The sequence below is a fragment of the Rhodococcus triatomae genome (assembly GCF_014217785.1).
Lineage (GTDB): Bacteria > Actinomycetota > Actinomycetes > Mycobacteriales > Mycobacteriaceae > Rhodococcus_F > Rhodococcus_F triatomae.
The window spans coordinates 3,955,589-3,967,949 of record NZ_CP048814.1 but is presented as its reverse complement, the minus strand read 5'-3'; the positions used below and the strand labels follow the sequence as shown (position 1 = coordinate 3,967,949).

Below are 12,361 nucleotides of genomic sequence, written 5' to 3'. Positions count from 1 at the left end.
CCCTTCACTCCACGCCGAGCTGCAGGAGGTCGCCCGGCTGACCGCCTTCGTACACCATGACCTCGACACCGGGATGGCCGTGCTCGATGTACTCGGTGAGTTCGCCGCCGATACCCGCAGGCGCGTCGGCACCCAGGAGGATCGTCACGAGTTCGCCACCGGTCCCGAGCAGGAGGTCCACGAGCCGGCGCACCGCGCGGCGCGGATCGGGGTCGATCACGATCACCTCGTGCCCGACGAGACCCAGACCGTCGCCGGGTTCGCACGTCCCCACATAGGTCAGGGCCCGCTCGGCAGCGATCCGCAGCGAACCCCACCGCGTCGCCGCCGCGGCTTCCGACATCGTGAAGGCGTCGTCGCCCGCATCCCGGGAGACGTCGTGCACGGCGAGAGCGGCCAGCCCCTGCACCATCGACGACGACGCGAGCAACAGCACCTCGTGATCGGAGTCGCGGGCCGCCGCGCTGACCGCGACGAGTTCCTGCGCCGGTAACGCCCCGTTGGGCAGCACCAGCACCTCGCTGCGCTCCATCTTGCGGATCGCGCCCAGCAACTGACCGCGGGTGATCGGCTCGTCACACCGCAGCACCGTGGCGCCCTCGCCGGTGAAGAGCTCCGCCGCCCCGTCTCCTGCGGCGACAGCCATCACGCCGCGGCGACGCCGTTCCGGGCGGGTGTGCGCGCGGGACAGATCCTCGGGACTCGGCAACACCGGCGACGACCGCCCGGCTTCGCCGGAACGGTGTGAGACGCGCCCGGCTTCGCCGGAACGGTGTGACTCCAGGAGAAAACTGGTCACCCTGATCCCCCGGACGTCGCCGGCACCGAGACCGGCCTCAACGGCTGCCCCCGCGTCCCGGCAGTGCACGTGGACCGACCACGAACCGCGGCCGTCGCCGACGATGACGACCGAGTCGCCGAGGGCATCGAGGCGCTCGCGCAGGTCCGCGATACCGGTGTCGTCGGTACGGGAAACGAGGTACATCACCTCGAAGTCCATCCCCTGGGCGTCCCCGCCGGCATGATCGTGCCCCGCGTGGTCGTGTGCGTGGGCCCCGTCGCCGGGTGCGTGGTCGCCGGGAGTGGAGTCGCCACGTCGCGCCACCGCAGCCGGGAGGTTCCCACGCGGCCGGAAACGCGCGAAGTCACGATCGGGGGCATGCCCCGACAGCGCCTTCACCAGCGCATCGAGTACCACGACGAGGCCGAGACCGCCCGCGTCGACGACTCCGGCGCGGCCGAGTACCTCGAGTTGCATCGGTGTGCGCACCAGCGCCTCGGCCGCGGCGTCCGCGGCAACCGCTGCGGTCCGGGCGACCGGCGTCCCGGGGTCGATACCCGCGATCGCGTCCGCAGCGCAACGCAACACGGTCACGATCGTGCCCTCGACGAGATAGCTCACCGCGTCGCTGACCAGATTGGTTGCCATGCGCAGGGCCGTCCCGAGACCGGCACTGTCCATGTGCTCACCGACCGCCGCCTCGGCCAACCCTCGCAGGACCTGGGAGAGGATCACCCCGGAGTTTCCGCGCGCCCCGACAACCGACCCCCGAGCCAGCACGACCGCGATCTGGTGTACCCCGGGCGCTTCCCCCACCGGACCGGAAGCGACCAGATCGTCGAGCGCGGACACCGCGGCACGCATCGTGAACACGAGGTTGGTGCCCGTGTCGGAATCCGGAATGGGGAAGACGTTGAGCGCATTGATCTCGTCGCGGTGACTCTCCAGCGCCCGCACACTCTCGCGCGCCCAGTCCATGAGGGCGCGCCCGTCCATCCGGGCGTCGTCCTCAGGGGCCACTGCTGTCCTTCCGGCGGTCTGCGTGCGAGTGTGAGTCAGCGTAACGGGGCGGTACCGTCGGCGCCGCGACGGCGGCCCATCCCCGGTGTACCGCAGGCTGCACCGCAGCGCGTGGTCGGCCCGGTTTGGCCAATCACCGCACGACCGGCTACTCTTAGACGGTTGCCTCGCACGGGTCGCTCGTTTCGTTGCGCTCCGAAGAGGTCAGCAATGCACAGTTCCTCATCACAGCACTATCTCTAAGGAGTTCGCGACTATGGCTGCCGTCTGCGACGTATGCGCCAAGGGCCCCGGCTTCGGGAAGTCGGTCTCGCACTCGCACCGGCGTACCAATCGTCGCTGGAACCCGAACATCCAGTCCGTTCGCGCGGAGGTCGCACCGGGTAACACCCGCAAGATCAACGTGTGCACCTCCTGCCTCAAGGCAGGTAAGGTCGCGCGCGGCTGACGCGAGCCCACCAGCGTTTCTCGGCAGTGCCCGGCACCGATTCAGGTGCCGGGCACTGTTGCGTTCACCACCGTGTATTCCCCCGCACTCCCCCGGAGACCCGTCTCCCCTGACACCGATCGTCCACGCTAGTGTGCAGACCGTGACTGCCGAATACAGCAAGGTCCGGCTCGAGGACGGCGTCCTGAGCATCACCATCTCCACCGCCGACCACGGTGCGTCGCTCGACTCCGAGGGAGTGGCGCAGGGCACCCGGGCGCTCACCGAACTGGGCGACCGGATCGGCAGCATCCTCCTCCGCGGTACCGGCCCGAACTTCTGTGCGGGTGGCAACGTGCGTGGCTTCGCCGCGGCTCCCGACCGGGGCGCGCACGTCGCGGACGTCGCCGAGAACTTCCACGGGCTGGTACGCGCCCTCGACGCCGCGCGCGTACCCATCGTCGCCGGAGTCCAGGGCTGGGCGGCCGGAGCCGGGATGAGCCTGGTCTGCCTGGCCGACATCGCCCTCGGCGGTCCCGCGACGAAGTTGCGTCCCGCCTACCCGACCATCGGGTTCACTCCCGACGGCGGCATGTCCTGGACGTTGCCGCGCATCGTCGGCAGCGGCCGGGCTCGTGAGATCCTGCTCACCGATTCCGTCCTCGGAGCGGACGAGGCCGCCCGGTTGGGCATCCTGAGCCGCCTGGTCGGCGACGACCTCGTCCAGGACGAGGCACTACGGCTGGCCCGAGCTATCGCAGTCGGACCGACCAGCGCATACGAGGGCATCAAGACCCTGCTCGCCGAATCCCGCACGAATTCGCTGGACCGGCAGCTCGATGCCGAAGCCGCCTCGATCGCCCGCGCGGCGAACAGCCCGGCCGGCCGCGAAGGCGTCGATGCGTTCGTGGAGAAGCGTCGAGCCGACTTCGCCCCGCTCCACAGTCACTGAGCCGGAGGCGAGCCAGGTCACTGAGCCGGAGGCGAGCCAGATTCAGGGCAGGCGCCAGTCCACCGGTTGCGCCCCGAGTCCTTCGAGCAGTGCGTTGGCGCGGCTGAAAGGCCGCGACCCGAAGAATCCGCGTGAGGCCGACAGCGGCGACGGGTGTACCGATTCGACGACCGGGGTGTCACCGAGCATCGGCTTCAACGTCGCGGCGTCGCGCCCCCACAGAATCGCCACGAGCGGCTCCGGTCGCGCCACGAGTGCCCGGATCGCCTGTTCGGTCACTGCTTCCCACCCCTTGCGCCGGTGTGACGCCGGCGTTCCCGGGGTGACGGTGAGCACCCGGTTCAGGAGGAGAACTCCCTGCTCCGCCCACGGAGTCAGGTCGCCCGTCGACGGGGTCGGAAAACCGAGATCCGAACTGTACTCGGCGAAGATGTTCGCAAGGCTCCGCGGCACGGGGCGTACGTCCGGGGCCACCGAAAAGCTCAGGCCCACCGCGTGTCCCGGCGTCGGGTAGGGATCCTGACCGACGATCAGCACCCGCACCCGGGAGAATTCGTGGGTGAAAGCGCGCAGCACGTTCTGTCCCGACGGGAGGTAGCCACGGCCGGACGAGTTCTCCTCGCGCAGGAAGGCGCCCATCTCGGTGATCCGATCCGCGACCGGGTCGAGGGCGGTGGCCCATCCGGCATCGACGATCTCGGCGAGTGCTGCTGGCATCGAGTCGATCCTCCGTTGCGATTCGGGTTCCGCGGGACAACTTATACCGCCTTCGGCCGCGGTGAGAAGCCCGGTCGCCTACGGCGAAAAGCTCTGCCAGCCGCCGCCGTCCTCGGTGTCCACGTCGTGCGGCTCCGCGCCGGTCACCGTCACACCGCCGCTTCCCGCCCGGACGTACCCGATCCTCGTCCAGCCGGGCGGGAGCGGGTCGGTCGCGGCGAAGGTCGCGGCGAACGCGTGGTCCTCGCCGCCGCCGAGGACCCACGACGCCGGGTCCACGCCCAGCGACCGCGCCGGTTCGACCAGGGCCTGCGGGGCGGGGACGGCGTCGATCACGATCGACACCCCGGATGCGACGGCGATGTGACGCAGGTCCGCGACCAGCCCGTCGGAGACATCCGTCATCGCATGCACGCCGGCCCGGGCAGCTGCCTCGGCAGCTCGATACGGCGGCGTCGGAATCCGGTGCGCTCGTACCAGTTCGGGGTAGAGCTCCGTGGCTCGTTCCACACCGAGGGTGCCGAGCAGGGCCAGTCCCGCCGCCGAGGCCCCGAGTTCTCCGGCCACCGCCACCACATCCCCTTCGCGCGCGCCACCACGCCGCACCGGAGGACGTCCGCCGAGATCTCCGAGTACGGTGACCGAGACGACGATCTGCTCGGCCTGCACGAGATCGCCACCGACAACGCCCGCGCCGAGTTCCTCCGCAGCGCGGCCGATACCGTCCGAGAGCGCGTCGAGCACCCGCGCCGGTGTTCGCGGCGGGCATCCCAACGCCACGAGGAATGCCGTAGGCCTCGCTCCGACCGCAGCGACATCCGCCGCGTTCTGAGCGATCGCCTTGCGGCCGACATCCTCCGGAGCCGACCAATCCCATCGAAAGTGCCTGCCCTCCACCAACATGTCGGTGGACACCGCGACTCGACCGTCGGGGGCACGGACCACCGCGGCATCGTCACCGGGACCCACGAGCGTCGTGTCGGGTTGAACGCGGCCGGTGACCGCACGGCCGATGACGCCGAACTCGCCGACCTCCGCAACCGTCGGGCCGGTGTCGGAAGCCGCGGGACCGGAACCGGTGTCGTCGACACCGGCGCGGTGGGGATCAGTGATGACTACCTCCTGCTGTGGCCGGATCCCGGCGCGAGTCGGCCGGTCCGGTACGTTGGGCTCTGATCGACACGTTACCGAGCACCCACTGCGGGCGTGACAGCACCGAGGACAGACGATTCCCATGCCGGACAGCGACGACAGCACGAACGACGAGCGCTCGGGCGCACCCGCCGAGGGCACCGCGGACGAGCCCGAAACTCCCGCGCCTGCCCCGGCCGACAGCCCGCCCCGGCGGCATCCGGCCGTGATCGCCACGGCGACAGCCCTTCCGGTGGCTCTCGTGATCGGGCTGATCGTCGCCGCGGTCCTCGCCAACCGCGATCCCGACCTCGGGCCGGTGGCGCTGGGAACGGTCCCGGCCCCCCAGGCGGACTCCCCCGAATGCACCGCGGTGATCGACTCGCTTCCCGACGAGGTCGGTGACTTCCGCCGGGCCGAACTGGTCGATCCCGCCCCGGACGCGGCCGCCGCCTGGCAGCGGGAGGACAGCGAGCCCATCGTGCTCCGCTGCGGACTCGACAGGCCACTCGAATTCGACCAGGCCTCGCCCCTGCAGGTCGTCGACGGCGTGCAGTGGTTCGAGGTGTCCGGAGCTGCACAGGGAATCGAAGCGAGCAGCTGGTTCGCCGTCGACCGAGGCGTGTACGTCGGTGTCACCATTCCCGGCGGCGCCGGGCCGACACCGATTCAGGAACTGTCGTCGGTGGTGCAGCGGTCGCTCCCTGCTCAGCCACTCGATCCGGCTCCGGTCGCCGGCCCCTGACGTTGCGGCACGCCGGACCCGATCGGGGTCGGCGTCAACGCAGCCCGGTCCCCCTCGCGAGGGCGGTGTCGACGAGTGTGGTGAGCAGACTGCGGTAGTCGACGCCTGCCGCCTCCCACATCCGTGGATACATCGAGATCGCGGTGAACCCGGGCATCGTGTTGATCTCGTTGACGACCGGCCCGTTCTCGGTGACGAAGAAGTCCACACGGGACAGGCCCTGGCAGTCGAGAGCACGGAAAGCGCGCACCGCCAGGTCCCGGATCCGATCGCTCACCGCGTCGTCGAGGACCGCGGGAACGTCGAACTCGCAGACGTCGTCGAGGTACTTGGTGTCGAAGTCGTAGAACGCTTCACCGTCCGCCTCCGCATCCGGCATCCGGATCTCGGCGACGACGCTGGCCCGTACGTCGCCGTCCGGGAATTCGAGGACACCGCACTCGACCTCGCGGCCGGCGATGCCGCTCTCGACGATCACCTTGGGATCGTGCTCGCGAGCCTTGGCCACGGCGGCATCCAGCCCGGACCAGTCGGTGACCCGGGAGATCCCGATCGACGACCCACCGCGGGCAGGCTTCACGAAGACCGGCAGGGTCAGGCGCGCGCGCTGGTCGTCGGTCAGGGTGGCCACGCCCGGTCGCAGGACCACCTGGAAGCCCACGGGGATCCCCTCTGCCGCGAGGAGCTTCTTCGTGAATTCCTTGTCCATCCCCGCCGCGCTGGCGAGGACTCCGGGACCGACGTACGGGATGCCTGCGAGTTCGAGCAGCCCCTGGATCGTGCCGTCCTCGCCGTACGCACCGTGGAGTACCGGGAACGCGACGTCCACCGAGGCGAGGACCTCGCCCACCCGACCCTCGCCGATCGCCAGCAGGTCACCCCCGCGGGTGGGATCGGCGGTGAGGGCGAGCGCGGCGCCCCCGGCGTCGACTCGCGGCAGTTCTCGGCCCGCGAATGTCAGTGCGGCATGATCCTCCGGCCCGAGCACCCACCGGCCGTCGGGGGTGATCCCCACCGGAACCGCCTCGTACCGCTCGGGGTCGAGGTGATCGAGGATGCTGCCTGCGGACACACAGGACACGGAATGTTCGTTGCTGCGGCCGCCGAAGATGACGGCCACCCGGGTGCGGGGGGTGCTCACGCCCTGAACCGTACCGTCGGTGCACCGTCGGCTCCACCGCGGGACGTGGCAGTGAGGTCAGAGCGCGGTGAGGAGGTCAGAGCGCGGTGAGTGCCCGATCGAGGTCGGCGAGTACGTCGTCGGTGTCCTCGATCCCGCAGGACAGCCGGACGAACCCCTCGGAGACGTCGTCACCCCACCGGGCCCTCCGGTCCACCGTGGTGTGGAGGCCGCCGAAACTCGTCGCCGGGACGAGGAGGTCCCCCGCCGCGACGAACCGGTTCACCTCGTCGGCCGAGCCGAGCCGAAAGCTGACCAGCGGACCGAACCGTCGCATCTGCCGGGACGCGACGGCGTGTGACGGATCGTCCACCAGGCCGGGATATCGGACACCGGTGACCTCCGGCCGATGCACCAGCATCCCGGCCACGGCGGCCGCGGTCGCACACTGACGCTCGATCCGCAGCCCCGCGGATCCGAGACTGCGCATGGCGAGCCAGGTCTCGAACGGCCCCAGAACGGCCCCCGAATGCAGCCGCTCGCGTTCCACCGCGGCCAGGATGTCCGGGTCCGAGGACGCGATGTACCCCATGAGCAGATCGCTGTGGCCGCTCAGTGATTTGGTGCCACTCGCGATCACCACGTGCGCCCCGAGTTCCAGCGGCCTCTGTCCCAGCGGCGTCGCCGTCGTGTTGTCGACGACGAGGACGGCACCGGATGCGGCGCACCGGGAGGCAAGCCTCCGGAGATCGACCACGTCGAGCTGCGGGTTGGACGGGGTCTCGGCGAGGATCACGGTGCGGCCCGGGGTCTCCGCGAGCAGGTCGTCGATCTCCGGACCTTCCATCGCCGTGGTGGCCACTTCGCGGACGCGAATCCCCGACCGGGCCGCGAGATCGGCGGCGAGCGCCCGCACCTGGTAGTACCCGTCGAGCGGCACCACGAGGGTGTCGCCGGCGGAGACCAGCGACCGGAGTACGACCGCCGCGGCGGACATCCCCGAACCGACGACCCGCACGCCCGCTGCCCCTTCGAGCAGGGCCAGCGCTCGTTCGAGATCACGCCACCCGGGATGGGAGGCACGCGCATAGGTGTCGGTCTGCGGCGCGTCCTCGGGGCCGAGTCGGTACGGAGCGGCCGGCACCGGACCACGGAGCATCGGCTCCCCCGGACCATGATCCCCGGCCACGGCTTTCACGCATCGGGTCGAGTCTCCGAGTGCCGCGTCACCAGTCATGGTGCACCTCGGGTTTCGTTCTGCGGCCGAGCAGGAGGCCGATCGCGTCCTGCACGGCGAGTCCTTCGTGACACACCCGGTCGACGGACTCGGTCAGGGGCATCTCCACGCCGTGACGTTCGGCGAGAGCCCGGATGGACGTGCAGGACTTGACACCCTCCGCAACCTGCCCGTTCGTGGCGGCCTGCGCCGACTCGAGTGACCCGCCCTGTCCCAGCCGGGCCCCGAAGGAACGATTGCGCGACAGAGGGGAGGCGCACGTCGCCACCAGATCCCCGACCCCGGCCAGGCCCGCGAGCGTCGCCGGTTTGGCCCCCATCGCCACACCGAGCCGCGTGACCTCGGCCAGACCGCGGGTGATGATCGTCGCAATCGTGTTCTCCCCCAGCCCGATTCCCGATGCCATCCCGCAGGCGAGTGCGATGACGTTCTTGCACGCGCCGCCGATCTCGCATCCGACGACGTCCGTGTTCGTGTACGGCCGGAAGTACCCCGTCGCGGTCACCTTCTGCAACTGCTCCGCGCGGGCCGAGTCCGTGCAGCCGATCACGGTCGCGGCCGGCTGACACAGCGCGATCTCCCGGGCGAGGTTCGGCCCGGACAGCACGGCCACCCGCCCTTCGTCGGCGCCGGTCACCTCGCGGACCACCTCGCTCATCCGCTTCAACGTTCCCGTCTCGATGCCCTTGGCGAGGCTGAGCAGCGTGGCATCCGGGCCGATCACCGGCGCCCAGGCCGTGAGGTTTGCGCGCAAGGACTGCGACGGGACGGCGAGGACGACGATGTCCGCGCCCTCGATGGCGGCGGTCGCGTCGTGCGTGGCGCGCAGTTCGGACGGCAGCGCGACGCCGTCCAGGTAGTCCGGATTGACGTGATCGCGGTCGATCGACGACGCCAGTTCACTGCGTCGTGCCCACAGCGTGACGTCGTTTCCCGCCTCCGCGAGCACCTTGGCGAACGCCGTCCCCCACGACCCGGCGCCCAATACCGCTGCCCTGCTCACGCGAGCCCCCGTTTCTCCACCCGAGGTGGTCCTGATGATCGACATCTCGGTTCGCCGTCTGCCGGCGAACCAGACATCCTCCGTCTCGGGCCCAGACTATCGCCAGCGACGACGGTCCGCCCCGGCGCGACTTCAGCGGGGCCGCCGGACGACGCGAACGCCTCGCGCTGGCAAGATTGCGGAGATGAGCCCGCTCGGACCCGCGTCTCCTCACGTCGGCGGCCGCCGACGTGAGGCACACGTCCTCGTCGCGGTGAAGGACCTGCAACTGGCGAAGTCCCGCCTGGCCGCGGAACTGGGGGCGACGGACCGCCGGCGACTGGTGCTCGCGATGCTCGCGGACACCCTGCGCGCCGCCGGTGAGGTACCCGGCGTGGGTGCGATGACGGTCGTGACTCCCGACGCCGAGGTCGGGCGCGCGGCCGCGGCGGCGGGAGCCGCGGTGTTCGCCGATCCGCACCGCTTTCCGCGGGAGGCGACGGAGGGCGGGGGCGAAGCCGGTCTGAACGCTGCCCTCGCCGCCGCGGCCGCGGACGCCCGTCGCGTCGATCGCGGGATCACCGTGGTGGCTCTGCAGGCGGACCTGCCGGCGCTACGGACCGCCGAGTTGTCCGCGGCAATCGGTGCTGCTGCCGGAGCCGGGCCGGGCCGGGCCGTCGTCGTGGACCGGCACGGGACCGGTACGGCGGCGCTGGTCTGCGTGGACCCGGACCGGGACCTGGACCCGGGCTTCGGCCCCGACAGTGCCCGCCGGCACATAGACGGTGGCGCGCAATCGCTGCACGGCCACTGGCCCGGGTTGCGCACCGACGTGGACACCATCGACGACCTCCGGGTCGCGACGGCGCTCGGCGTCGGACCACACACCGGTGCGGTACTCGCGGACTGGCTCGCTCCGCCGGCCCTCTTCGCACACAGCGACGAACATCACGACTCCAGGTGAATTTTCCGTCATCGATTGTCGGTCCGTGAAACATTCGTGGATGATCGAGGAGTGAGCGATCGCGAAACCCTCGACCAGCAGTCCACGTCCGACGCCGACCGCAGTGGTTCCGGACGCGACCACATCCGGATCGACGGCTCCTCGGTCGCCATTCCCACGCCGCTGCCCGCCGCGCTCCCGGCCGGTGCCGCACTGGACGGCCTACCCGAAGATCGCTACCTCAACCGCGAATTGAGTTGGCTGGACTTCAATGCGCGAGTGCTGGCACTGGCAGAGGACCCGTCGATGCCGCTGCTCGAGCGCGCGAAGTTCCTCGCGATCTTCGCTTCCAACCTGGACGAATTCTTCATGGTCCGGGTCGCGGGCCTCAAGCGACGCGACGAGACCGGCCTGTCGGTACGGTCCGCGGACGGTTTGACTCCCCGTGAGCAGTTGGCGCTGATCGCACTTCGTACCCAGGAGATCTCGGAGAAGCACGCCCGGGTGTTCCTCGACTCGGTGCGCCCGGCACTGGATGCCGAGGGGATCTCGATCATCGGATGGTCCGACCTCGCCGACGACGACCGCACCCGCCTGTCCGTGTATTTCCAGGAGCAGGTGTTCCCGGTACTCACCCCGCTGGCCGTCGACCACGCGCACCCGTTCCCGTACATCAGTGGCCTGAGTCTGAACCTCGCCGTGACGGTCAAGGACTCGGCGACCGGCGCAGAGCATTTCGCGCGAGTGAAGGTCCCCGACAACGTCGATCGATTCGTGCGTGTGCGCCAGTCGGAATCGCCCACCGCGATCGATGCCTTCCTCCCGATGGAAGACCTCATCTCGGCGCACCTGGATGTGCTGTTTCCCGGCATGGAGATCGCGGAACACCACGTGTTCCGCATCACCCGCAACGCGGATTTCGAGGTCGAAGAGGATCGGGACGAGGATCTGCTGCAGGCGCTCGAGCGTGAACTCGCCCGCCGCCGCTTCGGTTCACCGGTTCGACTCGAGGTCGCCGACGACATGACGGACCACATGCTCGAACTGTTGCTGCGGGAACTCGACGTCGATCCCGGCGACGTGATCCAGGTGCCGGGCCTGCTCGATCTCACCTGCCTCATGCAGGTGTACGGGGTCGACCGTCCCGGTCTCAAGGACGCACCGTTCGTTCCTGCCACCCACCCCGCTTTCGGTGAGCGGGAGACTCCCAAGAGCGTGTTCGCCACCCTCCGCGAGGGGGATGTCCTCGTGCACCACCCCTACGATTCGTTCTCCACCAGCGTGCAGCGGTTCATCGAGCAAGCCGCCGACGACCCCCAGGTACTCGCGATCAAGCAGACCCTCTACCGCACGTCGGGTGATTCCCCGATCGTGGACGCACTCATCGACGCCGCCGAGGCCGGCAAGCAGGTCGTCGCCCTGGTCGAGATCAAGGCCCGGTTCGACGAGCAGGCGAACATCCGGTGGGCACGCAAACTCGAGCAGGCCGGGGTCCACGTGGTCTACGGGCTCGTCGGCCTGAAGACGCACTGCAAGACGTGCCTCGTGGTGCGCAGGGAAGGATCCGCGATCCGGCGTTACTGTCACATCGGCACCGGAAACTACAATCCGAAGACGGCCCGGCTGTACGAGGACGTGGGCCTGTTCACCGCTGCGCCCGAGCTCGGCGCCGATCTCACCGACCTGTTCAACTCACTGACCGGCTACTCCCGGAAATCGCAGTACCGCAACCTGCTCGTCGCGCCCTACGGGATCCGCAAGGGGATCGTCGAACGGATCGAGGGCGAGATCGAGCGCGCCGCGGCCGGAGCCACCGCCGGAGTCCGGATGAAGGCGAACGCCCTCGTCGACGAGCAGGTCATCGATGCTCTCTACCGCGCGTCCCAGGCCGGTGTCCCGGTCCAGATCGTCGTTCGCGGGATCTGCGCGCTCAAGCCGGGAGTCCCCGGGCTCAGCGAGAACATCGAAGTGCGATCGATACTCGGACGATTCCTCGAGCATTCCCGCATCTTCCATTTCCGGGGCGCCGACGAGTTCTGGATCGGTAGCGCAGACATGATGCACCGCAACCTCGACCGTCGGGTCGAGGTCATGGCTCAGGTAAAGGACGCCCGGCTGGCGGGCCAACTCGGTGACCTCTTCGATTCCGCGCTCGACCAGCGCACCCGGTGCTGGGTCCTGCAACCCGACGGTGGCTGGGCCGCGTCACCCGCGGACGACGGCGATGTCCGGGACCATCAGGTCGCGTTGATGCGCAGCCGTTCGTCCACGGGCTCCTGAGGCGACTGCTGCCGAGAACCGTACGA

The 12,361-nt window shown here is 69.8% G+C and carries 11 protein-coding genes; 5 read left to right on the top strand and 6 right to left on the bottom strand.

Annotated features, from left to right (window positions below; genetic code table 11):
* Positions 1–4: 4 nt before the first annotated feature.
* Positions 5–1,777: a fatty acid kinase ATP-binding subunit FakA gene (gene fakA, locus G4H71_RS18890; protein ID WP_072740273.1), complete on the bottom strand. Its 1,773-nt coding sequence runs from the start codon at positions 1,775–1,777 to the stop codon at positions 5–7.
* A gap of 280 nt (positions 1,778–2,057) precedes the next feature.
* On the opposite strand from fakA, the gene rpmB reads away from it, so the two are divergent.
* Both rpmB and G4H71_RS18880 read left to right on the top strand, forming a co-directional pair.
* Positions 2,058–2,249: a 50S ribosomal protein L28 gene (gene rpmB / locus G4H71_RS18885; protein ID WP_072740274.1), complete on the top strand. Its 192-nt coding sequence runs from the start codon at positions 2,058–2,060 to the stop codon at positions 2,247–2,249.
* Between the two features lie 142 nt (positions 2,250–2,391).
* Positions 2,392–3,180 (top strand): enoyl-CoA hydratase/isomerase family protein, encoded by a 789-nt coding sequence (locus tag G4H71_RS18880; RefSeq protein WP_072740284.1) that lies wholly within the window; start codon positions 2,392–2,394, stop codon positions 3,178–3,180.
* A gap of 42 nt (positions 3,181–3,222) precedes the next feature.
* Here G4H71_RS18880 and G4H71_RS18875 read toward each other — a convergent pair whose 3' ends face one another.
* Positions 3,223–3,897 carry a uracil-DNA glycosylase gene (locus G4H71_RS18875; protein WP_072740275.1) on the bottom strand — a complete coding sequence of 225 codons (675 nt, stop codon included), beginning with the start codon at positions 3,895–3,897 and terminating at the stop codon, positions 3,223–3,225.
* 78 nt (positions 3,898–3,975) lie between these two features.
* Positions 3,976–5,010, bottom strand: a complete 1,035-nt coding sequence (locus G4H71_RS18870) for a thiamine-phosphate kinase (RefSeq protein WP_072740285.1) — start codon at positions 5,008–5,010, stop codon at positions 3,976–3,978.
* Positions 5,011–5,131: 121 nt separating this feature from the next.
* Here G4H71_RS18870 and G4H71_RS18865 point away from each other — a divergent pair, with 121 nt between their 5' ends.
* Positions 5,132–5,773, top strand: a complete 642-nt coding sequence (locus G4H71_RS18865; protein ID WP_072740276.1) for a DUF3515 domain-containing protein — start codon at positions 5,132–5,134, stop codon at positions 5,771–5,773.
* A 34-nt stretch (positions 5,774–5,807) separates the two neighbouring features.
* On the opposite strand, the gene G4H71_RS18860 is transcribed toward G4H71_RS18865, so the two are convergent.
* The 3 genes from G4H71_RS18860 to G4H71_RS18850 form a co-directional block, all read right to left on the bottom strand.
* Positions 5,808–6,914 carry a D-alanine--D-alanine ligase family protein gene (locus tag G4H71_RS18860; RefSeq protein WP_072740277.1) on the bottom strand — a complete coding sequence of 369 codons (1,107 nt, stop codon included), beginning with the start codon at positions 6,912–6,914 and terminating at the stop codon, positions 5,808–5,810.
* Positions 6,915–6,990: 76 nt separating this feature from the next.
* Positions 6,991–8,130: a cystathionine gamma-lyase gene (locus tag G4H71_RS18855; protein ID WP_072740278.1), complete on the bottom strand. Its 1,140-nt coding sequence runs from the start codon at positions 8,128–8,130 to the stop codon at positions 6,991–6,993.
* Positions 8,120–9,133 carry an NAD(P)H-dependent glycerol-3-phosphate dehydrogenase gene (locus G4H71_RS18850; protein ID WP_072740279.1) on the bottom strand — a complete coding sequence of 338 codons (1,014 nt, stop codon included), beginning with the start codon at positions 9,131–9,133 and terminating at the stop codon, positions 8,120–8,122. The genes G4H71_RS18855 and G4H71_RS18850 overlap by 11 nt, the downstream gene beginning before the upstream one ends.
* Positions 9,134–9,317: 184 nt before the next feature.
* Here G4H71_RS18850 and cofC point away from each other — a divergent pair, with 184 nt between their 5' ends.
* Both cofC and G4H71_RS18840 read left to right on the top strand, forming a co-directional pair.
* Positions 9,318–10,076: a 2-phospho-L-lactate guanylyltransferase gene (gene cofC, locus G4H71_RS18845; RefSeq protein ID WP_072740280.1), complete on the top strand. Its 759-nt coding sequence runs from the start codon at positions 9,318–9,320 to the stop codon at positions 10,074–10,076.
* A gap of 123 nt (positions 10,077–10,199) precedes the next feature.
* On the top strand, positions 10,200–12,335 hold the full coding sequence (locus G4H71_RS18840; RefSeq protein WP_371843044.1) for an RNA degradosome polyphosphate kinase: 2,136 nt from the start codon (positions 10,200–10,202) through the stop codon (positions 12,333–12,335).
* Positions 12,336–12,361: the final 26 nt, after the last annotated feature.